At 72.4% G+C, this 24,437-nt stretch carries 15 protein-coding genes and 1 riboswitch; of the genes, 2 read left to right on the top strand and 13 right to left on the bottom strand.

Features of this window, described 5'->3' with window-relative positions; all coding sequences use genetic code 11:
* Positions 1 to 14: 14 nt before the first annotated feature.
* From ACIBCM_RS31425 to ACIBCM_RS31405, 5 genes are read right to left on the bottom strand one after another with little or no spacing between them, the layout of a single operon-like run.
* Positions 15 to 860 (bottom strand): serine hydrolase, encoded by an 846-nt coding sequence (locus tag ACIBCM_RS31425; protein WP_399249199.1) that lies wholly within the window; start codon positions 858 to 860, stop codon positions 15 to 17.
* Positions 857 to 2,584 carry an amidohydrolase family protein gene (locus ACIBCM_RS31420; protein ID WP_399249197.1) on the bottom strand — a complete coding sequence of 576 codons (1,728 nt, stop codon included), beginning with the start codon at positions 2,582 to 2,584 and terminating at the stop codon, positions 857 to 859. The genes ACIBCM_RS31425 and ACIBCM_RS31420 overlap by 4 nt, the downstream gene beginning before the upstream one ends.
* On the bottom strand, positions 2,584 to 3,357 hold the full coding sequence (locus ACIBCM_RS31415; protein WP_399249195.1) for an amino acid ABC transporter ATP-binding protein: 774 nt from the start codon (positions 3,355 to 3,357) through the stop codon (positions 2,584 to 2,586). The genes ACIBCM_RS31420 and ACIBCM_RS31415 overlap by 1 nt, the downstream gene beginning before the upstream one ends.
* The gene (locus ACIBCM_RS31410) at positions 3,354 to 4,331 is read right to left on the bottom strand and encodes an amino acid ABC transporter permease (RefSeq protein WP_399249193.1); all 978 of its coding nucleotides are present in this window, start codon (positions 4,329 to 4,331) and stop codon (positions 3,354 to 3,356) included. The genes ACIBCM_RS31415 and ACIBCM_RS31410 overlap by 4 nt, the downstream gene beginning before the upstream one ends.
* 59 nt (positions 4,332 to 4,390) lie before the next feature.
* Positions 4,391 to 5,272, bottom strand: coding sequence for an ABC transporter substrate-binding protein (locus tag ACIBCM_RS31405; protein WP_399249191.1), 882 nt, complete (start codon positions 5,270 to 5,272; stop codon positions 4,391 to 4,393).
* A gap of 502 nt (positions 5,273 to 5,774) precedes the next feature.
* Here ACIBCM_RS31405 and ACIBCM_RS31400 point away from each other — a divergent pair.
* Entirely contained in the window at positions 5,775 to 7,220 is a 1,446-nt protein-coding gene (locus ACIBCM_RS31400) for a glyceraldehyde-3-phosphate dehydrogenase (RefSeq protein WP_399249189.1), read from the top strand.
* Positions 7,221 to 7,503: 283 nt separating this feature from the next.
* Here ACIBCM_RS31400 and ACIBCM_RS31395 read toward each other — a convergent pair whose 3' ends face one another.
* On the bottom strand, positions 7,504 to 8,529 hold the full coding sequence (locus tag ACIBCM_RS31395) for a sulfotransferase (protein ID WP_399249187.1): 1,026 nt from the start codon (positions 8,527 to 8,529) through the stop codon (positions 7,504 to 7,506).
* A 502-nt stretch (positions 8,530 to 9,031) separates the two neighbouring features.
* Positions 9,032 to 9,232: riboswitch (cobalamin riboswitch) on the top strand.
* Between the two features lie 161 nt (positions 9,233 to 9,393).
* On the opposite strand from ACIBCM_RS31395, the gene metE reads away from it, so the two are divergent.
* Positions 9,394 to 11,718 (top strand): 5-methyltetrahydropteroyltriglutamate--homocysteine S-methyltransferase, encoded by a 2,325-nt coding sequence (gene metE / locus ACIBCM_RS31390; RefSeq protein WP_399249185.1) that lies wholly within the window; start codon positions 9,394 to 9,396, stop codon positions 11,716 to 11,718.
* A 160-nt stretch (positions 11,719 to 11,878) separates the two neighbouring features.
* Here the strand turns inward: metE and ACIBCM_RS31385 are convergent, their stop codons facing one another.
* The 7 genes from ACIBCM_RS31385 to ACIBCM_RS31355 form a co-directional block, all read right to left on the bottom strand.
* Positions 11,879 to 13,444, bottom strand: coding sequence for a GMC family oxidoreductase (locus tag ACIBCM_RS31385; protein ID WP_399249183.1), 1,566 nt, complete (start codon positions 13,442 to 13,444; stop codon positions 11,879 to 11,881).
* Positions 13,445 to 13,554: 110 nt separating this feature from the next.
* A complete protein-coding gene (locus tag ACIBCM_RS31380; RefSeq protein WP_399249181.1) occupies positions 13,555 to 15,174 on the bottom strand; it encodes an APC family permease in 1,620 nt (539 codons plus the stop codon).
* A complete protein-coding gene (locus ACIBCM_RS31375) occupies positions 15,171 to 16,640 on the bottom strand; it encodes an aldehyde dehydrogenase family protein (protein ID WP_399249179.1) in 1,470 nt (489 codons plus the stop codon). Before ACIBCM_RS31375 ends, ACIBCM_RS31380 begins: the two co-directional genes overlap by 4 nt.
* 333 nt (positions 16,641 to 16,973) lie before the next feature.
* Complete coding sequence (locus ACIBCM_RS31370; protein ID WP_399249177.1) at positions 16,974 to 18,227, bottom strand: GAF domain-containing protein; 1,254 nt, start codon at positions 18,225 to 18,227, stop codon at positions 16,974 to 16,976.
* A 103-nt stretch (positions 18,228 to 18,330) separates the two neighbouring features.
* A complete protein-coding gene (locus ACIBCM_RS31365) occupies positions 18,331 to 18,957 on the bottom strand; it encodes an N-acetylmuramoyl-L-alanine amidase (RefSeq protein ID WP_399249175.1) in 627 nt (208 codons plus the stop codon).
* Between the two features lie 1,096 nt (positions 18,958 to 20,053).
* A complete protein-coding gene (locus ACIBCM_RS31360; RefSeq protein WP_399249173.1) occupies positions 20,054 to 21,463 on the bottom strand; it encodes an SWF or SNF family helicase in 1,410 nt (469 codons plus the stop codon).
* Positions 21,460 to 24,411, bottom strand: a complete 2,952-nt coding sequence (locus tag ACIBCM_RS31355; protein ID WP_399249171.1) for a DEAD/DEAH box helicase — start codon at positions 24,409 to 24,411, stop codon at positions 21,460 to 21,462. Before ACIBCM_RS31355 ends, ACIBCM_RS31360 begins: the two co-directional genes overlap by 4 nt.
* Positions 24,412 to 24,437: the final 26 nt, after the last annotated feature.

The following is a 24,437-nucleotide window of genomic DNA, read 5'->3' as shown; positions in this document are numbered from 1 at the left end:
TCCGGGAGCGGACCTCAGCCCGGCCCCGGGCGGGCGGCGTAGTCCGCCAGGGTCCGGCCGACGTCCCGGATCGCGTGCACCGCGGCCCGTTCCGTACTGCTGCCCAGAGCCGTGTCCCAGTGCGCCACCACCGCGTATGCGAGCCGGCGCTCCCCGATGACGACACCCGCGTCGGCACGGACACCTGTGTCGGTGCCGGTCTTGTTGGCCACGAGCAGACCGCCCGGCAGGGGAGCGGGGAAGCAGTCCGCGTAGGGGTCGTGGGGCACCAGCGCGGGAACCAGACCGTGATCCGTGTTGGACCGCATCCAGCGCAGCAGCCGCGCGGACGCCTCCGGAGAGGTCATCGTGCCGCGTACGGCATGGGCCACCAGCCGTGCCAGTGCGCGGGCCGTGCCCGTCGCGAACACGGGCGGGTCGTCCGGGCCGCGTTGGTCGCGGACGCGGTCGTGGACGGTCAGCCCGCCGAGACCGAGGCTCTCCTCCAGCCGGGCCGGCGCGTCGAGGCCGACCAGCCGGAGCAGCGCGTTGGTCGCGGTGTTGTCGCTGACGGCCGCCGTGAGCCAGCACAGGTCCTCGACCGTCCAGCCGCGCCGGCTCAGCCGGCCCAGCAGACCGGTGCCGCCCGCCGTGTCGGCCGGGTCGACCGTGACGGGCTGATCCGGGCGCAGCTCTCCGGTGTCCAGCCGTCGGGAGACCTCGGCGAGCAGCAGGAGCTTGGCGGCCGACGCCACCGGCAGGACGGCCGTGTCGTCGACGCCGACGCTCGCTCCGCCGTCCACATCGACGGCACAGACGGCGAGGTCCAGCGGCAGCGCGGCCGAACGCCGTGCCGCCGCCGCCACCCGGGCCAGCGTCATCGCACCCTCACCACCACTCCCGCGCGCTCCTCGGTCGGGCGGCCGTCCCGTACCGCGATCCGCCCGGCCACCACGACCGTACCGATGCCCTCCGGAGCGAGCAGCGGGCGGTCGAAGGTGGCGGTGTCGCGTACCGCGTCCGGATCGAGGACGACCAGGTCGGCGAGTGCTCCGTCGTGAACCGTGCCGCGCCCGGTGAGAGAGAACCGCCGGGCGGGCAGACCGGTCATCTTGTGCACGGCGCTCTCCAGGGTCAGCAGCCCCTCGTCCCGTCCGTAGTGTCCGAGCACCCGGGCGAAGCTGCCCGCCCAGCGCGGATGCGGACGGCCCGGCTTGGGCACACCGTCCGAACCGATCATCGCCAGCGGGCTGGTGAGCACCCGGCGGACGTCGTCCTCGCGCATGGAGTGGCTGATGATGGTCACCTCGCCGCCCTCCGCGAGGAGCAGGTCGCAGACGTAGTCGACCGGGTCGAGGCCCGCCGCCGAGGCCAGTTCCGCGATCCGGTGGCCCTCGGCCGCCGGGTGGGTGGGGGCGGCGGCGACGGCGATGAGGTCCCAGCCGCCGTTGCCGACGGTGTTCTCCCAGCCCTTGACGCCTTCCGCGATGGAGGTGCGGATACGGTCGCGCACCTCCGGCAGGCGCAGCCGCGCGAGCAGGGCGCCGACACCGCCCTCGTTCGCCCAGGGCGGCAGCAGGGCGTGCAGAACGGTGCTGCCCGCGGTGTACGGATAGACATCGCAGAGCACGTCCACGCCCTCGGCCCGGGCGCGCTCCAGCCGGGGCAGGGTGCGCAGGGTCGCGCCCCAGGCGTGGCGCCCGGCGGTCTTGTGGTGGGAGACCTGGAGGGGGGCGCCGGAGCGGCGGGCTATCTCCAGGGCCTCCTCCAGCGCGGACTCCACCTGGGACATCTCGTCGCGCAGATGGGTCACATACGGTTTGCCGTGCCGGGCCGCGACCTCGGCGAGGGCGACGATCTCCTCCGTACCGGCATAGCCGCCCGGCGGGTAGATCAGCCCGGTGGACAGTCCGGCCGCGCCCTGGGTGAGGGCCCCGTCGAGCAGCCGGCACATCGCGCCCAGTTCGTCCGCCGTCGGCGGGCGGTCCTCGAAGCCCATCACCCCGGCGCGCAGGGTGCCGTGGCCGACGAGCGAGGCGATATGGGTACGGCGCAGTGCCGGGTCCTGTCCCGCGGCGAAGGCGTCGAAGTCCTCGGCGGGCCGGACGGGTCCGAGGCCGAACGTCACCCGCAGATACTCGGCGAGAGAGGCCAGCCGCTCCGGCAGCGCGGGGAAGAGGCTGGTACCGCAGTTGCCGCTGATCTCGGTGGTCACGCCCTGGAGCAGCGGTGCGAGGCGCAGTTCCTCGGTCTCCGCGTCCGGGGCGCCGTCCTGCCGGGGTACGGCGAGGGCGTCGGAGTGGGTGTGCACGTCGATGAAGCCGGGGGTGACGATCCGCCCGGTCGCGTCCACGACCTGGGCCGCCTCGTACCGTCCCCCCGGGGGCAGGACGGTGATCCGGCCGCCGGTGACGGCGATGTCGGCCGCGCGGCGCGGCGCGCCGGTTCCGTCGACCAGGGTGCCGCCGCGCAGGAGGAGATCGCAGGGAGGCTGTGGTCCGGAGCGGGGCGGCACCCGGTCCGGCCCGGGGGCGGGCGTCACCCGTGGCGCCGCGGGACCGCCGGCCGGGCGGCCGGTCGCCCGGCCGCGGGAGGGACGGCCCATCACAGCACCGTCGACAGGAAGGCCCGCGTGCGCTCGTGCCGCGGTTCACCGAACACCCGCTCGGGGCGGCCCTCCTCCACGACGGCCCCCTGGTCCATGAAGAGGACCCGGTCGCCGGCCTCGCGGGCGAACCCCATCTCATGGGTGACCACGATCATCGTCATACCGCTGCGGGCGAGATCCCGCATGACGCCGAGGACCTCGCCGACGAGTTCGGGGTCGAGCGCCGACGTCGGCTCGTCGAAGAGCATGAGGGTCGGTTCCATCGCCAGGGCACGGGCGATCGCGACCCGTTGCTGCTGCCCGCCGGAGAGCTGCGCCGGATAGTGGTCCGCGCGGTCTCCCAGCCCGACGCGGTCGAGGAGTTCGCGGGCCTGGCGCTCGGCCCGGGCGCGCGGGCGGCCCTTGACCACGAGCGGGCCCTCCATCACGTTCTGCACGGCGGTCCGGTGCGGGAACAGATGGAACCGCTGGAAGACCATGCCGATCCGCTCCCGCTGTCTGCGGATGTCGCGCGGGCGGCGCTCCCGCAGGACGGTGCCCGACGGGCCGTGCTGCTCGTAGCCGACGAGTTCGCCGTCGATCCGGATGCGGCCGGCGTCGATCTTCTCCAGGTGGTTGAAGCAGCGCAGCAGCGTGGACTTGCCGGACCCGGAGGGGCCGATGACGCAGAGCACCTCGCCGGCGGCGACCTGGAGATCGATGCCCTTGAGCACCTCGGTCTCGCCGAACCGTTTCCGGACCCCTTGGGCACTGAGGACGATGTCGTTCACGCTGCGGCTCCCTTGCCGGTGCGGCCGGGTACGAGGTTGGCCAGCATCCGCCGCCGCAGCGGGGAGGCGCCGGGGCTGTAGTGGCGTTCGATGAAGTGCTGGGCGACGCTGGCGACCGTGGTGAGCACGAGATACCAGATCGACGCCACCATCAGGAGCGCGATGACCTCGAAGTTGGCGAGATACAGATGCTGGGAGACGGTCATGAGATCGGCTCCGGCGATGACCGAGACCAGGGAGGTCGTCTTGAGCATCGAGATGAACTGGTTGCCGAACGGCGGGATGATCACGCGCATCGCCTGGGGGAGGACGACACGGGTGAGGATCCGGCGGTTCGACATACCGATGGAGGCGCCCGCCTCGCGCTGGCCCGGATCCACGCTCTGGATGCCGGCGCGCACGATCTCGGCCATATAGGCGCCCTCGTTGATGGACAGGCCGAGGAGGGCCGCGACGAAGCTGGTGATCACCGCGTTGGTCTGCCACTCGACGAGCTTGGGCCCGTCGAAGGGGATGCCGATGCTGATCACCGGGAACAGCAGCGCCAGATTGAACCAGAAGATGAGCTGGACCAGCAGGGGAGTGCCCCGGAAGAACCAGGTGTAGGCGCTGGCGATCAGGCGCAGCACGGGGCTCTCGGAGAGCTGCATCACCGCCACGAGCACACCGATGGCGATACCGACGGCCATCGAGACCAGGGTGAGCTGGACCGTCACCCACAGACCCCCGAGGATCACACCGTCGAACTGGTAGTCGGCGATGACGTCCCAGTGGAGGTTGGGGTTCACGATGACGGTGTACGCGAGCCACACCGCGACGAAGAGGGCGGCGGCGACGGCGAACCAGCGCCCGGGGCGGGGACGGCGGGTCACCTTGAGGGTGAGTCCGTCGTCCCCGGCGGGCGCGGCGAGCTCCGCCTTGGTGATGTCGGCGGCCACTGCGGCCCCGGCGGTGCCCGGCCCGTCGGACGGCACCGGGCCACTCTCTGGTGAATCGTTTTTGCTGAGGCGGGTCATATCAGTGCTCCCACGCCCTACTGGCCGTCGTTGACGGTGGCCTTCGGCACGGCGCTGCCGCCGACGCCGTACGAGTCGAGGATCTTCTTGTAGCCGCCGTCGTCGATGAGCTTCTGGAGCGACTTCTGGACGGCGTCGCGCAGCCCGTTCTGGTTCTTCGCGACGGCGATGCCCCATGGCGCGGCGCCGTACTGCGTGGGAAGGGCCTCGTACGTCCCCTTCTCCTTCACGAACATCGCGGCGACCGGGTAGTCGACGATGGTGGCGACGGCGCGCTTGCTGTCGAGCTGGAGCAGACCGGAGGGGGCGTCCTCGCTCTGCGAGATCTTCATCTTGTCGGCGCACTTGGCGTTCTGCTGCTGGCCGATGTCGAGGTTCGAACTGCCCTTGGCGAGGACGACGGCCTTGCCGCAGAGGTCCTCCAGGGTCTTGATGCCCTCGGGATTGCCCTTCTGCGTCATGATCACTCCGCCGGTGCGGAAGTAGTCGACGAAGTCCACGGCCTGGCGGCGCTGGGGGCTGTCGGTCATGGAGGACATGACCAGGTCGAACCGTCCCGAGGTGAGGCCGGGGATCAGCCCGTCGAAGGCCGCGTTGGTGAGTTCGAGCTTCAGGCCGAGTTCGTCGGCGACGGCCTGGGCCAGATCGGGGTCCACCCCCGTCAGCTCGGTGGTGCCCGGCTTGTACATCTCCATGGGCGGATAGCCGACCGCGGTGGCGACCCGCAGCACGCCCTTCTTCTTGAGATCGGCCGGGAGCAGCTCGGTCGCGGTCTTGCCCCCGGCGGCGGACTCGCCGCCCGGGGAGGTGCCGCCCTGGTCCGAGCGCCCGCAGGAGACGGTCACGAGAGCGGCGAGGGTCAGGGCTGCCAGGGATCCGGCCCGTCTGCGGTTTGTCATTGTTTCTCCTTGCGCGGTGAACTTGCGCAGATGCTGGCAGCAGGGCGGTACGGAACGGAAGATGATGAAGCTATTCATGGCTCAGCATCGAAAACGGTATGGCTCTCCCCTTCCGCCGCAGGTCATGATGAGGGGTGCCGCGGGCCGGCCGGTGTGGCCGCGCCGGTGTACGGGAGCAGCCGTCGCCCGCTTCCCGGGGCCGGGCCCCGCCGGTACGCCCGGACGAACGCTTCGCTGCCCCCGGCGGGACCTGCCCGGCCGCCCGGGCCGTCGTCGTGTATCAGGGCACGGCCGGGACCGGGGAGCGGCCCCGGTCCGGTGAGCACGCCCCGGGCCCGTACGGGACGGCGGGAACGCCACCAGGGAAAGGGCCGCCGGTCGGGCCCCCGCAGCGCGAGGTCCGCACCGTCAGGGCAGGGGCACCGCTCGGACGGCACCGCAGGCGGGAGCCGAACGGTGCCGGGTTAGCATATGAGCGCTCCCTAGCTCGAAAGATGGACCTGTGACTGTCAACGAGGACTCGTTCACCAACTGGAAGAACCGCGAGGAAATCGCGGAATCGATGATCCCCATAGTCGGGAAGCTCCACCGGGAGCGGGATGTCACCGTCCTGCTCCACAGCCGCTCCTTGGTGAACAAGTCGGTGGTCAGCATTCTCAAGACCCACCGGTTCGCCCGGCAGATCGCGGGTGAGGAACTCTCGGTCACCGACACGATGCCGTTCCTCCAGGCGCTGACCACTCTCGATCTCGGCCCGTCCCAGATCGACATCGGCATGCTCGCCGCGATGTACCGGAGCGACGACCGCGGTCTCCCGGTGGCCGAGTTCACCGCCGAGGCCGTCGCCGGCGCCACCGGTGCCGGCAAGATCGAGCGCCGCGAGCCCCGTGACGTCGTCCTCTACGGATTCGGCCGCATCGGCCGCCTCCTCGCCCGTCTGCTCATCGAGAAGGCCGGCTCCGGCAACGGCCTGCGGCTGCGCGCCATCGTCGTCCGCAAGGGCGCCGGCCAGGACATCGTCAAGCGCGCCTCGCTGCTGCGCCGCGACTCCATCCACGGCCAGTTCCAGGGCACGATCGCCGTGGACGAGGCCAACAACAAGATCATCGCCAATGGCAACGAGATCCAGGTGATCTACTCCGACGACCCGACGTCGGTGGACTACACGGCGTACGGCATCAAGGACGCCATCCTGATCGACAACACCGGCAAATGGCGCGACCGCGAGGGCCTGTCGAAGCATCTGCGCCCCGGTATCGCCAAGGTCGTCCTGACCGCGCCCGGCAAGGGCGACGTCCCCAATGTCGTCCATGGCGTCAACCACGACATGATCAAGCCGGACGAGCGGATCCTGTCCTGCGCCTCCTGCACCACCAACGCGATTGTCCCGCCGCTGAAGGCGATGGCGGACGAGTACGGTGTCCTGCGCGGCCATGTGGAGACCGTCCACTCGTTCACCAACGACCAGAACCTGCTGGACAATTACCACTCGTCCGACCGCCGCGGCCGCTCGGCGCCGCTCAACATGGTCATCACCGAGACCGGCGCCGCCTCCGCCGTCGCCAAGGCGCTGCCCGATCTGAAGGCGAGGATCACCGGCAGCTCGATCCGGGTCCCGGTGCCGAACGTCTCGATCGCGATCCTCAATCTGCGCCTCGCGCGCGAGACCACCCGCGAGGAGGTCCTCGACCACCTCCGCAAGGTGTCCCTCACCTCGCCGCTCAAGCGCCAGATCGACTTCACCAGCGCTCCCGACGCGGTGTCCAGCGACTTCATCGGCTCGCGCCACGCCTCGATCGTCGACGCGGGCGCCACCAAGGTCGAGGGCGACGACGCGATCCTCTACCTGTGGTACGACAACGAGTTCGGCTACTCCTGCCAGGTCATCCGTGTCGTCCAGTACGTGTCCGGGGTGGAGTACCCGACCTACCCGGCGCCCGCGGTCTGATCCCGGCGGACGGCCCGGCCGGTGCCCCGGCGGGCAGGACGTCCCGGCCGGGCGCAGGGCCGCCCTCCCGCCGCCCGTGCTCCGGCGCCGTAGCGAGCGGCAGGTGTCAGTACGCCGGCCAGGTGCCCGGCCTCCGACGCTCGGCGGGGCCGCCCAGTGCCCACCGGGGTACGGCGCCCGTGGCACACGGTCGTCGTGCCCGCCCCCGCCCGGTTCCGGTTCCGGTTCCGGTTCCGGTTCCGCGGGACCGTACCTGGGCAGGGGCGCCGTCGGCGGACTCGTGCTACTGGAGGGCGAGTGCCCGTGCTCCGGGGGCGCACCGGTCCTCCAGCACGGCGAGGTGCTCCGGCGACAGCCGCCGGGAGGCTCCCCGGCGGGTGCCGTCGAGGAGGGCGCATCCGGTGTCCAGCCACCCGGGGTCGGGTGCGACGCCGATGAACTCCGCGAGGCGGGCCAGCTCGTCGCGGGGACGGTCGAGCAGGTGCTCGTAGGCGAGCGTGGTACGCCGGTCCGGGGGCACCGCGCCGAGCAGTTCCACGCCCTCGACGACGAGCTGGGACCACAGGGCGCCGAAGTCCCCGATCGGCAGCTCGCGGCCGTGGACCAGGGCGGGATCGATGGGGTCCCCGAGCAGTCCCGACAGTTCCGGGGGCAGCGACCGCACGTCGTCCTCGGTCAGCGCGGCCGGATCGGCGACCCCCGTCCGGGCGATGATCTCCCTCAGGAGGAGGATCAGCCGGAACCCCGTATGGCGGCTCATCGACAGGGCGCAGTCGGGGCCGTCCCGGAAGAGATGGACGAACTTCGCGCGGGGGAAGGCCGCACGCAGCCGCGGGACCCAGTGGGTGGAGTATCCCGAGCGCTCGACCACGGCACTGCGGCCGAACCGTGTGCACAGGGTGTCGAAGAGTGCCTCGTAGTGTCCGGCGGCGGTCCGCATCGGCCACCGGGTGACCTCGTTCCCGAGGTCGTCGAACAGCGCGTCGGGTGCGTCGGTCAGATGGGGGAGCACCGTCAGACAGAGCGCGGGAATGCCCGTGGTCCCGGCCGAGAACCGCCCGGGCCGCAGCGGATACAGGAACTCCGGCAGGGGGAGCCCGCTGCGGATCATGGTGTCGAAGAGCGGGTTGGGCCGGGCGAGTAACTGCCAGAACCGGCCGCCGTCGAGCCGTTCCGGCGGGAGTCCCGCCCTGCCCACCGAGGCCAGCAGCTCATTGAGGCTGAGGACGTCCGGATGCCGGTTGACGATCTGGGACAGAGCGGTCGATCCGCTGCGCCCCGTACCGACGACAAAGGTCAGGCTCCGCAAACTGTTCTCCTTCGCACGACTCGGTGAGGATCCTCCCGACCGCCGACCGCCGACCGCCGACCGCTCGACCGCTCGGCCGTCGGGGAACCGGGCCCGGCTCCACTCCGGCCACCCGTGCCTTCCGGTGACGCCACCCGGCCCGGCGGTCCCGGTCCCGGGATCCCCCTGGAGGGCCAGGATGCCCCCGGGAAGCCCGCCGTTGTCCAGGAGCCGGACGGAAAGGACCGTACGGGTGATGCGAGGTCCGGGAAGGGCTCCGTACACAAGCGCGAGTGGCACCCGGGGTTCCGGGGGTGCCCCGGGCGGCGCCCGGCGCGCAGGGGGAACGCGAGTCTCCGCGCGTCCCCGTCCGGCCGCTCCCTCGGCCCGCCGTCCCCCGTCACGTGACTCCCGCCCGCCGTCTCCCGCCCCCGCGCCTCCTGTCTCCCGTCTCCTGACGAGGTCCGGATGGTGAACAGCGGTGAACGTTTCCGATCACAGGACTAGGCTGGCGGACGCAGCCGGTTCGCCCTGCCCGCCAGGCAGGCGCGTCGCAAGAGGGAACCCGGTGGGAATCCGGGACTGCCCCGCAGCGGTGAGCGGGAACGACCGCCGTCATACGCACTGGATCCACGACGGGTCCGGGAAGCGACGGCCAGTAGGTGTTTCGCCCGTCGAGACGTGCCCGCGAGTCCGAAGACCTGCCTGCTGCCCGTGTACGGACGACCGTGCGCGGAGATCCCGGTGACCTCGTGGGCGGGTCGGCGTGCTTGTCCGGTGGACGATCGCACCCATGGTGCGCATCCGGTCCACGGGATTCGCTCAGCCTTCGCGTTCGCGTGCCGTCCCGGGACATACGGAGACACACTCGCGAAGGAGAGTTCCGTGACAGCCAAGCCCGCGGCCGCGACAGCGCGGTCCACCGTGTACGGCTACCCCCGCCAGGGCCAGAACCGGGAACTGAAGAAGGCCGTCGAGGGCTACTGGAGGGGACGCGTCACCGCCGCCGCCCTCCGGGAGACCGCGACCGCGCTGCGCAGGACGAACTGGCGGCAGCTGGCCGACGCGGGCATCGACGAGGTGCCCACCGGGGACTTCTCGTACTACGACCACGTCCTGGACACCAGCGTCATGGTCGGCGCGGTCCCGGCCCGGCACCGCGAAGCCTTCTCGGCCGACGCGCTCGACGGCTACTTCGCCATGGCGCGGGGCACCGAGGACGTGGCGCCCCTGGAGATGACCAAGTGGTTCGACACCAACTACCACTACCTCGTCCCGGAACTCGGCCCCGACACCCGCTTCACCGCCGATGCCACCAAGCAGGTCGCCGAGCTGGAGGAAGCCCTCGCACTCGGCCACACCGCCCGCCCGGTTCTCGTCGGTCCCGTGACCTATCTCCTGCTGGCCAAGCCCGCCCCCGGCGTCGCCGCCGGATTCGAACCGCTCACCCTGCTGGACCGGCTGCTGCCCGTGTACGCGGAGATCCTGGCCGATCTGCGGGCCGCGGGAGCCGCATGGGTCCAGCTCGACGAGCCCGCCCTCGTCCAGGACCGCACCCCGGCCGAGCTGAACGCCACCGCCCGCGCCTACCGGGACCTCGGGGGCCTCTCCGAGCGGCCCAAACTGCTGGTCGCCTCGTACTTCGACCGGCTCGGCGATGCCCTGCCCGTTCTCGCCAAGGCCCCCGTCGACGGGCTGGCCCTCGACTTCACCGAACGGGCGGCCGCCAATCTCGACGACCTGGCCGCCGCCGGCGGACTGCCCGGCAAGCGCCTGGTCGCGGGGGTGGTCAACGGCCGCAACATCTGGATCGACCGGCACGAGAAGTCCCTCGCGACCCTCGGCACGCTCCTCGGGCTCGCGGACCGGGTCGACGTCTCCGCCTCCTGTTCCCTCCTGCATGTCCCGCTCGACGCCGAGGTCGAACGGGAGATCGACCCCGGGATCGCCCGCTGGCTGTCCTTCGCCCGCCAGAAGGCCCGCGAGATCGTCACCCTCGCCCGCGGACTGAGTGAGGGAACCGGCGCCATTGCCGCCGAACTCGCCGCCAACCGGGCCGCCCTGGCCTCCCGCGCGGAATCGGCCCTCACCTCCGACCCGGCCGTCCGGGCCCGTACCGCCTCCGTCACCGCCGCCGACGGCCGCCGCCCGGAGTCCTATGTCCAGCGGGCCGCCGCCCAGCGCGCCCGCCTCGGCCTGCCCCTCCTGCCGACCACCACCATCGGCTCCTTCCCGCAGACGGCCGGACTGCGGACCGCGCGCGCCGATCTGCGGGCCGGACGCATCGACACCGCCGGATACGAGGAGCGGATCAAGGACGAGATCCGGGAGGTCGTCGCCTTCCAGGAGAAGGCGGGCATCGACGTCCTCGTCCACGGCGAACCCGAACGCAACGACATGGTGCAGTACTTCGCCGAGCAGCTCACGGGCTGTGTCGCCACCCGGCACGGCTGGGTCCAGTCGTACGGCACCCGCTGTGTGCGCCCGCCGATCCTGGCGGGTGACATCTCCCGGCCGCAGCCGATGACGGTCCGCTGGACCTCCTACGCCCAGTCGCTCACCGGACGGCCCGTCAAGGGCATGCTCACCGGCCCGGTCACCATGCTCGCCTGGTCCTTCGTCCGCGACGACCAGCCGCCGGGCGACACCGCCCGCCAGGTCGCCCTCGCTCTCCGCGACGAGGTGACCGACCTCGAAGCGGCGGGCATCGCGGTCGTCCAGGTCGACGAGCCCGCCCTGCGGGAAACCCTTCCGCTGCGTACCGCCGACCGCGCCCGGTACCTCGCCTGGGCCACCGAGTCCTTCCGCCTCAGCACCGGCGGCGCGCGCCCGGGCACCCAGATCCACACTCATATGTGCTACGCGGAGTTCGGTGACATCGTCGACGCCATCGACGATCTCGACGCCGATGTCATCAGCCTGGAGGCGGCCCGGTCCCATATGCAGATCGCCCGTGAACTCGCCGCCCACGCCTATCCGCGCGAGGCCGGACCGGGTGTCTACGACATCCACTCCCCGCGGGTCCCCAGCGCCGGGGAGGCCGCCGCCCTGCTGCGCACGGGGCTGGAGGCCATCCCCGCGGAACGCCTGTGGGTCAATCCCGACTGCGGCCTGAAGACCCGCGGCTGGGCGGAGACGCGTGCTTCGCTGGAGAACCTGGTCGCCGCGGCCCGCGAGATCCGCTCGGAGCTGTCATCCGGCGGATCCTGATCCCACGGGGGCGGGGCACCCCGGGTGCCCCGCTCCTCGGGCGTCGCCCCGGCGGAAGCCGCCGGCGGGGGACTTCGCGTCCGACGCGTGCCGGGCTCAGCCTGTACGGGTCAGGTCCGTTTCCACCCGTAGGGTTCGGTCCGGTTCGGTCCAGTCCGGTTCAGCCCGTACGGATCATGTCCGCGCACTTCTCGCCGATCATCATCGTGGTGATGCACGGGTTGACCGCGGGCAGAAACGGCATCACCGAGGCGTCCGCCACCCGCAGCCCCCGGACCCCCTTCACCCGCAGCTGAGGGTCGAGCGGTGAGGCGGAGTCGCCGGCCGCGCCCATGCGTACCGTTCCCGCGGGGTGGTAGACCGTGTTGTGGGTCTCCCGGATGTACGAGAACAGTTCGTCGTCCGAGGTGAGCGCCGGGCCCGGGGCCAGCTCCCGGCCGGCCCACCCCGCCATGGGGGACTGCGCCACGATCTCGCGAGCCAGCCGCAGCCCGTAGGTCATCACGCGGACGTCGTGCTCATGGGTGAAGTAGCGGGGATCGACCTTGGGCTTGTCACGGAAGTCCCGCGTCCGCAGCCGTACCGTGCCCGTCGACCGCGCGCGGGTCACATTCGGGGTGAGGCAGAACGCGTTCTCGGAGGTCGGATAGCCGCGCCGGTAGGTGTTCATGTCGAACGGCACCGAGCCGTAGTGGAACATCAGATCCGGCCGGTCGAGACCGGGTTCGGTGCCGGTGAAGATACCGATCTCCCACCACTGGGTGGACGAGGTGACCATGGGGCGCTTCGCCTCCCACATGATCACCCCCTCCGGGTGGTCCTGGAGGTGGGAGCCGACACCGGGGGAGTCGACCCGGACCTCCACCCCGGTCTCCCGCAGATGTTCCGCCGGCCCGATGCCCGACAGCATCAGCAGCTTCGGGGAGTCGATGGCCCCGCAGCTGACGATCACCTCGCGCCGGGCCCGTACCGAGCCGCTGTGAATGGTGTCCGGCTCCAGATACTCCACACCCTCGCACCGCCCGTCGGCGGAGAACAGCAGCCGCTTGGCCTGAAGCCCGGTCCGTACATCGAGCCCGGGCCGGCCGCCCATCACGGGATGCAGATAGGCGACCGACGCCGAGCAGCGGGTGCCGTCGGGCAGGGCGTTGATCTGGAACCAGTGGGCGCCCCGCACCACCGTCGTACCGCTGTTGAACGGGGTGGCCGGGATGCCCGCCGCCGCGCACGCCTCCAGCAGCGCTGCGCCGCACGGGTCGTTCGGCGGCACGGTCCGGATGGTGACCGGGCCCGAGCGGCCGTGGTGCGCGCCGGGCGCGTCGTTGGTCTCCAGCCGCCGGTAGAGCGGGAAGCACTCATCGGCGCTCCAGCCGGTGGCGCCCAGGGCCGCCCACTCGTCGAGATCCTCGGCCGGGGCCCAGAACGCGATACAGGAGTTGTGCGACGAGCAGCCTCCGAGGACCTTGGCGCGGGCGTGCCGCATAAAGCTGTTGCCGCGCTCCTGCGGCTCGACCGGGTAGTCCCAGTCGTAGCCCGACTCCAGCAGCTCCATCCACCGGTCGAGCCGCAGCACGCTCTCGTCGCCGACGTCGGACGGCCCCGCCTCCAGTACGCACACGCTGACCCCGGGGTCCTCGGACAGGCGGGCGGCGATGACGGCTCCCGCCGTACCGCCGCCGACCACCACATAGTCGTACTCGTCGCCAGGGTTGCTCTGTGAGGGCATCGTGTCTCCTGAAACGGGATCGCGGGTGTCCGGTGAAAGGGACCGGACGGGTGGGGAACGCCTCGGACGGACGGCTGCTCGGACGGACGGCGCTCCGGACGGAGGTCGCCTCAGACGGAGGGCAGGGTGGCTTCGGGGGGCTCCGGGGACGCGGAGGCCCCCGGTGCGAGTGCGCGGTGCTCCTCCAGCACGCCGGTACGGTGCCGCTGCACGAACCAGTAGTAGGCGAAGCCGCCGAGCGCGACGACACCGATGAACAGGAAGGCCCCCCAGCGCAGATACCAGTGCTGGGGGCCCGTCGCGTTGTAGACCTCGGCGCGCGGCCAGGCGAGGTTGAGCGACATCGCCGCCCCCCACAGCACCGCGAGGACGTTGACGGGCAGTCCGAAGCGGCCGAGCGAGAACTTGCCCTCGGCCGGCTGCCAGGTGCCGCGCAGCCGCCGGATCAGCATCGGCACGGTGACCAGCAGATAGGCCAGATAGATCATGATGATGGCGATACTGGTGATCACCGAGAAGATCTGCGGCTGATTGATGTTGATCACCAGGATGACCACACCCACGATGCCTATGACCACGGCGGGCACCACCGGAGTCCGGAAGCGCGGGCTCACCCGGGCGAGATGCGACCCGGCCGGGAGGTTGTTGTCGCGGGCCATCGCGAACATCAGCCGGATGCCGGCGGCCTGGACCGCGAGCACACAGACCGTGATGGCGATGACGACGCACCACAGCACCAGCTCGCCGACCGTCGGGCCCAGGGTCTCCAGGACGACGTACTGGAGACCGCCCGTCGACAGCTCCTTCGCGGCCAGATCCGGCACCGCCATCAGGGCGAACAGCAGGATCAGCCCGCCGATGAGGAAGGACGCGATCAGCGCGCGCAGAATGGCCCGGGGTGCGTTGCGGCTCGGGTCGTGCGACTCCTCGCCCAGGGAGGACGCCGTGTCGAACCCGTACATGACATACGCCGAGGCCAGCGACGCCGTCAGGAACGCGCCGAAGTAGCCGAGGCTGTAGTCGCCGCCCAGCCCGTAGGTGTCGGTGAGGACCTCGCTCGGGCCGCGGGTGATGTGTGCCGCCAGCAGGACCACCAGGGTGACGGCGGCGATCAGTTCGATGAAGACGCCCGCCGAGTTGATCCGGGCCATCAGCTTGACCCCGAAGGCGTTGACCAGTGTGGAGAACAGGATCAGGACCGAGCCGAGCAGGACGGCGTTCTTCGCGGCATCCGAGCCACCCGAGCCGTCCCCGACGAACTGGAACCAGTCGTCGATCTGCGGCAGCGTGATCTGGTACGCGAGGGCCACGGCCGCCAGCGTCACCATGGTGGCCGTCAGCATCATCCAGCCGCCGAGCCAGCCCACATGGGGTCCGCCCATGCTCTTGGCCCAGTTGTAGACCGAACCGGCGACCGGATAGCGGGCGGCCAGCTCACAGAAGCAGAGGGCCACCATCAGCTGACCGGCGAACACCAGCGGCCACGACCACCAGTAGGCGGGCCCGCCGAACGCGACCCCGAAGTAGAACAGCTGGAAGGTGCCGGTCAGGATGGAGATATAGCTGATCCCGGCGGCGAACGTGTGGAAGTTGCCGAGGGTGCGTTTCAGCTCCGGCCGGTAGCCCAGTGCGCCGAGCGCCTCGTCGTCCTCACGGCCCCGCCGCTCCCGGTCCCCCGGCTCCCCGGGGCCGGCGGTCTTCCGGGCGCCGGCGCCGTCATGGCCGCTCAAGAGAACCACCGCTGAGGACGCGGGGCGAGATTACGCCAGATGTGTTTGGACTCCTGGTACTCGGCCAGGCCCGAGGGGCCCAGCTCCCGCCCGAAGCCGGACTGTTTCATCCCGCCCCACTCCGCCTGCGGGACGTACGGATGGAAGTCGTTGATCCATACGGTGCCCGCCCGCAGCCGGGACGCCACCCGGTGGGCACGCCCCACGTCCTGGGACCAGACCGCCCCGGCCAGCCCGTACACGGTGTCGTTGGCGAGCGCGACGGCCTCCTCCTCGTCCCGGAACCGTTCGACCGTCAGCACCGGACCGAACGACTCGTCCCGCACCACCGACATGTCCGGCGCGCACTCGTCGAGCACGGTCGGCAGATAGTAGAAGCCGTCCCGCAGACCGGGATCGTCCGGGCGCCCGCCACCGCAGCGCAGCACCGCGCCCTCGGCGATCCCGGCCGCCACATACGCCTCGACCTTCTCCCGGTGCGCCGCCGAGATCAGCGGCCCGGATCTGGCGTTCCGGTCGAACGGGCCGCCCAGCCGGATCTCCCCGGCTCCCGCCACCACCGCCTCCACGAACCGGTCGTGCAGCCCGTCCTCGACGAGCAGCCGCGCGCCCGCCGAGCAGACCTGGCCGGAGTGGAGGAAGACGGCGGTGAGGGCGTAGTCGACCGCGGTGTCGAAGTCGGCGTCCGCGAACACGATGTTCGGGTTCTTCCCGCCCAGCTCCAGCGCGACCTTCTTCACCGTCGGGGCCGCCGCCGCCATGATCCGGCGGCCCGTGAGCAGCCCGCCCGTGAAGGACACCAGGTCCACGCGCGGGTCCTCGGTGAGCGGGGCACCCGCGGTGGGGCCCGGGCCGAGGACCAGATTGGCGACCCCGCCGGGCAGCCCCGCCTCGGTCAGCGTCCGCATCAGCAGGACGGCGGTGTGCGGGGTCAGCTCACTGGGCTTGAGGACGAAGGTGTTGCCCGCGCCGAGCGCCGGGGCGACCTTCCACGCGGTCTGGAGCAGCGGATAGTTCCACGGGGTGATCAGCGCGCAGACGCCCACCGGTTCGTGCACCACCCGGCTGTCCGCCTCCGGGTTCCCCGTGTCGACGATCCGGCCCCCGTTGCCCGAGGCCGTCAGTTCGCCGAAGTAGCGGAAGCAGCGCGCGATGTCGTCCATGTCGTACTCGCTCTCGACGAGCCGTTTCCCCGTGTCCAGGGACTCCGCCCGCGCGAACGTGTCCTTGTCCCGTTCCAGCAGTTCCGCCACCCGCAGCAGCAGTCTCCCGCGCTCTGCGGCCGGGGTGTGCGGCCACGGCCCGCGGTCGAACGCGTCACGGGCGGCGGCGATCGCGGCGGCCGCGTCCTTCGGGCCGGCCTCGTCGACGGTCGCGACGAGTGTGCCGTCGGCGGGGCAGCGGATCTCCCGCACCTGCCCGTCGAGCGCTGAGGTCCAGCGGCCTCCGATGAACAGCTCCGGCATGCGTGACTCCTCCGGTCTCGGACACTCGGGCACCCGGTCTTCTGACCCGGAAGGCGCCCGGTACTCCATCAGCCGACAGTAAGTACTCCGCGCGCCGAGCGCAGTGCGGGAGAGGTCGTCCGCGTGGTGACGGCGGCCCCGGGCCGGGCCTCGGCGGTGTAATGACGGCGGCCCGGACCGCCTGTCCGCTGTGCGGTGACGGCGCCCTGCACCCACCCGGTCGCCGTGCGTGCGGTCACGGGGCCCTGGACGGCCGGGACGCCGAGCCGTCCCCCGGCGCCGGACGGCCGTGAGGCGTCGTACGCCCGGCCGCACACCGGCGTCCGGAAGCCGTCACCGGCTCTGCCAGGCGTCGATCTCCCGCACCCGCGCCAGCGCGGCCGGGCGCTGGGAGGCGGGGAGCACGGACGCCAGCGCACGCCAGACGCGCAGATCGTCCTCGCCCCAGGGGCTGTACGCCCAGTCGGCCAGCAGTCCGGGATCGCCGCGGGCGATCAGGGCGGCCCTCAGCTGGTCCTCCAGCCGGCGGCGCAGCCGTATCACGGCGGGGGCGCCCGACGCGGGCAGCAGCGGGCCGGTGTACGCGCTGAGCGCGCCCGTGACGGCGCCAGAGGCCAGCCGCCGCGCCACCGTGTCGAAGTCCGTGTCGACCTGGGCGGCGATCCGGTACGGCCGGGAGCGCAGCAGCTCGGAGCCGAGGAGACCGCGCAGCCGGGACAGCTCCGCCCGCAGGGTGACCGGGGTGACCGACTCGTCCTCGTACAGCTCCGTCAGCAGTTCGTCACCGCCGGCGCCCTCCGGACGGTGTGTGAGGAGGACCAGTATCTCGCTGTGGCGCCGGCTCAGACGCAGTTTGCGCCCGTCCACGACCAGCAGCGCCTCGTCCCGGCCCAGCGCGGATAACTGCACGCTCCCCGCCGCGGGCGCGGGCGCGAGCAGCGCGAGCTGGGACTCGGCGGCCCGCGCCACCGCCGCGACGAAGGCGAGGCTGTGCGGATGGGCGAGCCGGTCACCGCCCGTGATGTCCACCGCGCCGAGGACCCTCCCGGTCGCCGGATCGTGGATCGGGGCGGCCGCACAGGTCCATGCCTGCACCGGACGGCAGAAGTGCTCGGCCGCGAACACCTGTACGGGCCGGTTCACCGTGATCGCCGTACCGGGCGCGTTCGTCCCGGCGACCGACTCGGCCCAGCGGGCGCCGGGCACGAAGTTCATGGCCTCGGCCTTGCGGCGGGTGGTGAGCGGGCCCTCCACCCACAGCAGCCGGCCGAGCGCGTCGCAGACCGCCACCAGATGCTCGCCGTCCGTCGCATAGGCGCCCATCAGCTCCCGGACCAGCGGCATCACCCGCGCCAGCGGATGGCTCTCGCGGTACGCGGTGAGCGCGTCGTCGTCCAGTTCGACACCCACCGTGGTCTCCGGGCCCACCCGTGCACGGGACGAGCGGCGCCAGGAGTCGGCCACCACGGAACGCACCGGCCGCTCGACCCTGCCCGCGGTCAGATACGCGTCGTGCGCACGGCGGAGCGCGGCGATCCGCTCCGCCGGATCCACGCCCGGCTCCAGAGCCACCCATGCGTCGCTCAACTCGCCTCCCAGGCCCATATCGTGACCCAGGCGGGCGGGCGCGACAAGCGTTTGAGGAACCTTCAGAAACGTTTCGGGTGACTCTGTGCGCAGGATCCGGCGTTCAGGAGGCGCTCACGAGACGGAGATAGCGCTCCCAGTCCCAGTGCGGACCGGGGTCGGCATGGGTGGAACCCGGTACCTCTTGGTGGCCGATGATGTGCGCACGGTCCCGGGGAATCGCGTACCGGTCGCAGATCGCGGCGGTCAGCGCCGCCGACTTCTCGTAGAGCGCGCCGGTGAAGTAGGCGGGCCGGTCGATCCAGCCCTCGTGCTCGATGCCGATGCTGCGGGTGTTGTAGTCCCAGTTGCCCGCGTGCCAGCCGATGTTCCGCTCCCGTACGCACTGGGCGATCTGTCCGTCCGCCGAGCGGACCACATAGTGCGCGGACACCGCTCGCGCCGGATCCCGGAAGATGGCGACGGTGTCGGCGAAGGTCTCCTGGGTGACGTGGACGACGACGAAGTCGACGCGATATCCGGATGGACGTTCGGCCTCCGTGTAGTTGTCCGGTGTGGCGGGCATCCAGAGGGCGCCGGGATGGTCGACATCCGCCCTGGCCCGGGCCGTGTCACGGGCGGTGGCGCGCTCGGGGCCCGGGCTGCCGGCGGCCCACGCACGGGCCGTCGTCAGCGGCACACCGGCGGCGGCAGCCGCTGCGGCACCCCGGAGCAGTCTTCTGCGGTCCATCGGGCGTCTCCTGGCGGGGTTCGGAAGCGGGGAGCGGAACAGCCCTCCGTATCGGCGCGGAGGCCGCCCCGAGGATCTCGCGCGGGCGGTCCCTCCCCGCGTCGGCGCGGTGCGGACGACGCCGGTGTCGCACGCAGGGGCCGGATTTTCGCCCGACCGGCCCAGACGGAGCCGCGCGGGCCGTGGCGGGGCCTCCCGGGACGAGCCGATGACGTCGACGGGGCCTCCGGGACGAGCCGGCGGCGCTTCGCGCCCCGTTCGGGCGAGGGTCTTTCCGGTGCCAGGACGCTGAGCACTCCGGCTTCCGGCGCCGCGCGCGATCTGGTCCCGGGCCGGTCCGGCGGGAGGCGTGAGCCGGTCCCGACCGGTCCGGCCCGAGCGGGTCCACGGTACGACTGTGACGCGTCCGGCGGAAGCCCGGGGAAAGAGTTGATGACACATCAATTTGCGCGGGACAGCGGCGAATTGGGCGGACCGGAACGGCGCCGCGGAACTGTCCGCGAGTACCCGGCCGGGCCGCGTCCGTCTCCGTACCCGGTCCACCACCGTGGGCGGCAGCCGGTTCGCGGCGGCAGCGCCTGGGCCGGAGCCGTGCGGACGCACCCGGTCATCGGCACCCGGCTCGCTCGTACGGATGCCCGTGCGTGCTCCGTTGCTTCCGGCCCCACCCCCGCGACCGCGGCTGGGGGCCGTGCCCCGGCGTGCACACCGGGACACCCCGGCCATGGCCCGAGGCGGCCCGGATACGGGGCCGACCAGCGGCGAGCGGCCGGTCGTCCGGGCATCCGTCCGTCGCGGCCCGGGACGCACACCAGGCCACCGGCCCTCGACCGGTCAGCACGGACACACGCGGCCCCCGACCGGTCGGCACGGACACACACGCGCGGTCTCCGCGCCGCTCTCAGGCTCCGAGACCAGCCGGGTGGTGCCCCGGCGCGAACGCCAGGACACACCGCGGCGCTCATCCCGAGGCAGCCCGGACGGGGCTCCGCCACCGAGTGCCGCCAGCCACGTCCGTACCGGCACCCCTTCGGTCGGAGCGGCGCGGGCATAACCGGCGCTCGGCCCCCGGCCGGTCGGCACGGCGTCCGCGCGGTCACTCGCTCCCGGCCACCACCCCGGCCAGCGCGGCCGCCGGGTCGTGGTCCGCGGGGCCTGCCGGGGCCCACCGGCCCTTCTCCTTGCGGTACGGCCACCAGCGGCCGTCGCCGCCGAGGCGCAACTGCGCGTCCGCTCCCACCACCGTCCACCGGCCTGCGCCGGACGCCCGCAGCCGGGGCCGGTCCGCCTCCTCCCAGGCACCGTCCAGCACGGCCGACGCGCGCGCGAGCGCCTCCGGGCCGGGTGCCCAGGTGTCGTCGAGTACGGTGAGCGCGGCCGGACCGCCCGTGTTCCAGGCGCGTACGGCGAGCTCCAGCTCGGTCCGCTGCCGTCCGGTGCCCCCCGCGAGACGGCCCGCGATCACCGGCCCGGGAACCGAGGCCGCCATCCGCACCGCGTCCTGGTCCGGCGTCAGCACCGCTTCCACGGGCTGCCGGCCGTGGTCCGGTGCGAGCGCCTCGGCGAGCAGCCGGTGCGCCCGTACGGCCGCGTCCGAGGCCAGGAACTCCAGGGCGTCCGGATCGATGCCCGGCGCCGGGTCGGCCTCCGTGTCCAGTGAGGGCGGCTGCCCCGGCGCGTCCGGCAGCGGCGGGGGAGGAGGCAGCGCGGGCAGGACGGCCGCCGCCGCGAAGACCTCTTCGGCGGGCACCCCCTCCGGCACCGGCACTTCCTCGGGCGCGCCGACGGCCGCCCGCGACACACTGCGCGCCTGGAGTTCGTCCAGCAGGCGCCGTTCACCGCGCCCCCGCATCAGCAGCAGCACGAACGGGTCCTCGTCGAGCAGCCGTGCCACCGTGTAGCACAGGGCCGCCGTGTGCGGACACAGGTCCCAGGCACCGCAGCCGCACTCGGGCTCCAGGTCCCCGATCCCCGGCAGGAGTTCGACACCCGCGGTCGCCGCGTCCTCGACCAGATGCGGGGGCATCTCCCGGTCCAGCAGCGCGGCGATGTGCTCCGCCCGGTCCACGGCCATGTCGAGGAAACGGTCCCACTCCGTATCGGTCAGCTCCTGCAACAGCACATCGCAGCGCTGCCCGGTGCCGTCCCGGTCCCGGACGACCGCGGTGATCCGGCCCGGACGAACCGACACCGCTCCCACCGAGCCCTCCCGCGCGTGCCGGCGGCCCTTCTTCAGTTGTGCCAGGTCGAGAGCCGTGTCCTCCAGGGCCTTGAGCCAGCTCTGGCCCCACCACGACCGGGCGAAACCCCGGCCGTGGACGGGGGGCAGCGCCGCGAACGTCTTCTCGTCGTCCCCCCGGAAACCGTGGTGTCCGTCCGGGCCGTCGGCCCCCTCAGGACCGTCGAACCCTCCGCGACCGTCGTCTCCGTCTCCGCTCAGCTCGCCGTCCTCGCCCGGTTCGCCGTACTCGGTCAGCGTGTCGTCCTCGTCGAAGTGATCGTTCACCGTGCCCCGCCCCCTCGAAGTTCCACCAGCTCCGCCAGCTCCGCGTCCGTCAGTTCCGTCAGCGCCGCCTCGCCGGAGCCGAGCACCGAGTCCGCCAGCTCCCGCTTGCGTGCCAGCATTCCGGCGATCCGGTCCTCGATGGTCCCCTCGGCGATCAGCCGGTGGACCTGCACCGGCTGGGTCTGGCCGATGCGGTAGGCCCGGTCGGTGGCCTGCGCCTCGACGGCCGGATTCCACCAGCGGTCGAAGTGCACGACATGGCCGGCACGGGTGAGATTGAGCCCGGTGCCCGCGGCCTTCAGCGACAGCAGAAACACCGGAACCTCACCGTCCTGGAACCGGTTCACCATCGCCTCGCGCTCCGCGACCGGAGTACCTCCGTGCAGCAGCTGCGTCCGGACACCGCGTGCCGACAGATGCCGCTCCAGCAACCGCGCCATCTGTACGTACTGCGTGAAGACGAGCACACTCGCCTCCTCGGCCAGGATCGTGTCGAGGAGTTCGTCCAGCAGTTCCAGCTTGCCCGAGCGGTCCGGGATCCTCGGCCGCTCCTCCTTCAGATACTGCGCCGGGTGGTTGCAGATCTGCTTGAGCGCGGTGAGGAGTTTCATCACGAGACCGCGCCGTTCCATCCCGTCGGCAGCCGCGATGGCGTCCAGGGTCTCCCGTACCACCGCCTCGTACAGGCCGGTCTGTTCGACGGTCAGGGAGACGGTCCGGTCGGTCTCGGTCTTCGGCGGCAGTTCGGGCGCGATGCCGGGATCGGACTTGCGCCGGCGCAGCAGGAACGGCCGCACCAGCGCGGCCAGCCGCTGGGCCGCCGCCGGATCGCCGCCCTCGACCGCACGGGCGTATCGCGTACGGAAACCGGCGAGGCGGCCGAGCAGTCCGGGGGTGGTCCAGTCGAGGATCGCCCACAGCTCGGACAGATTGTTCTCCACCGGTGTGCCGGTCAGGGCCACGCGCGCCCTGGCGCCGATGGTGCGGAGCTGCCGGGCCGTCGCGGAGTACGGGTTCTTGACGTGCTGCGCCTCGTCGGCGACGACCATGCCCCACGCGATCTCGCCGAGCCGGGCGGCGTCGAGCCGCATGGTGCCGTACGTGGTGAGGACGAACTCGCCGGCCGCTCCCTCGCCGAGGCCCTCCAGATCGCGGGACGCGCCGTGGAAGCGGCGTACTGCCGTCCCGGGCGCGAACTTCTCGATCTCCCGCTGCCAGTTGCCCATCAGCGACGTCGGGCAGACGACCAGGGTGGGGCCCGCGGCCGACGGGTCGGTCTGCCGGTGCAGATGGAGCGCGATGAGCGTGATCGTCTTGCCGAGTCCCATGTCGTCGGCGAGACAGCCGCCGAGGCCGAGGGAGGTCATCCGGTTGAGCCAGTTCAGCCCGCGCAGCTGGTAGTCGCGCAGGGTGGCGGCGAGTGCGGCGGGCGGGCCGATCTCCTGGGCGCCGCCCTCGGGGTCGGCGAGCCGGTCGCGCAGCCGGGCCACCCAGCCCGAGGCCCCGACGTCCACCCGCCGGCCGTCGACCTCGGCCGAGCCGGTCAGTACGGCGCCCAGGGCCTCCATCGGGGACAGTTTCCGGTCCCGGCTCGCGCGGGCGCGCCCGACCTCCTCCGGATCGACGAGGACCCACTGGTCGCGCAGCCGGACGAGGGGACGGTTCGCCTCGGCGAGCCGGTCCAGTTCCGTACGGGTCAGCTGTCGGCCGCCCAGCGCGAACGACCAGTTGAAGGCCAGCAGCGCGTCCGCCGACAGGAACGACGGCAGCCCCGACTCGTCGGCGGTGCCGGAGTCGTCCCCCGGCGGGCCGATCACGGCGCGCGCGGTGAGCCGGTGCGCCAGTTGCCTGGGCCAGTGGATCTGCATACCGCTCGTCGCGAGGGCGCGGCCGGCGTCGCCGAGCAGCTCGGCGGTCTCCTCGTCGACGAGTTCGACGGCGTCGGGAACCGCGGCCTGGAGGAGGGGGGTGAGCGGAGTCCACGCCCGCGCGGCACGGCGCAGCGCGAGCAGCGCGTCCAAGCGGGCGCGCGGCCCGAAGCCGGCTCCCGGGGCCGCCTTCCGGCCGCCGCCCGCCCAGACGTCGGCGGCGTCGGCGATCACGCCCGGATCGCTGACGCTGTGCATCTGGAGGACGGCCCGGAATCCCGGGGCCGCTTCGCCGGGGGTGTCCTGTGCGTCCGCCCCGAGGCGCCCGGTCCCGGTGCCGGCCGGTCCGGTCCCGTTGTCCGCGTACTCGGAAAGGACGTCGCCCGCCCCGGTGCCGGTGAGTTCGATACGCAGGGAGAGCCGGACACCGGCGTCGTGACCGGCGGCGATATCGGCCGCCCAGGCCCGTCGGGCGGGCAGGCGCATCGGCTCGCGGGCCGCGAAGGCGGGGCCGCCCGCCGCGATCGGGGCCGCGGGCGAACGCGGCAGACAGTCCGCGACGGCGTCCAGGAACGACCGCAGCAGCCGCTCGGGCTCCGGCAGCAGCACGGGCCCGTCCCGTTCGGGCTCGGTTCCGTCCGCGGCCCGGGTGTCCGGAGAGATGGCGGGCTGTGCGCCGAGCGGTACGCAGTGGGCCGCCGGCGGCATCGACGCGGCGAGCGTACGGATGCGCTCCACGTCCTCGGGTGTCAGCGGCCCGACCCGCCAGGCGTCGTGATCGGAGGGGCTCAGTCCGGGCAACAGCAGCCCCCGGGCCACCAGTTGCAGCGCGAGGACGGCCGCGGAGCCCCAGAACGCGACGGCGGGGGAGGCGTCGGTGTCCAAGCGCGCCCTGGTCAGCGACGGCAGGGCGTCCCGTACCGGCATCACCAGGGCGGGCACCGTGTGCGGGCGAACGTCGTCCCCGACCACGGTCAGGTGCTCCGTGGACACGGTCGGGGTGGCGGCGGACGCGGTCGGGGATCCGGCCGCCGCACCGGGGAGTCCGGGTGGGGTCGCCCCGGGGTGCCAGAACGCCATCCGGCCGGAGCGGGCCGGATCGCCCG

Origin of the sequence: Streptomyces sp. NPDC051018, assembly GCF_044456085.1 — a bacterium.
Taxonomy (GTDB): domain Bacteria; phylum Actinomycetota; class Actinomycetes; order Streptomycetales; family Streptomycetaceae; genus Streptomyces.
Note: the sequence above shows the minus strand (reverse complement) of the source record. Positions and strands in the feature narration are given on the sequence as shown.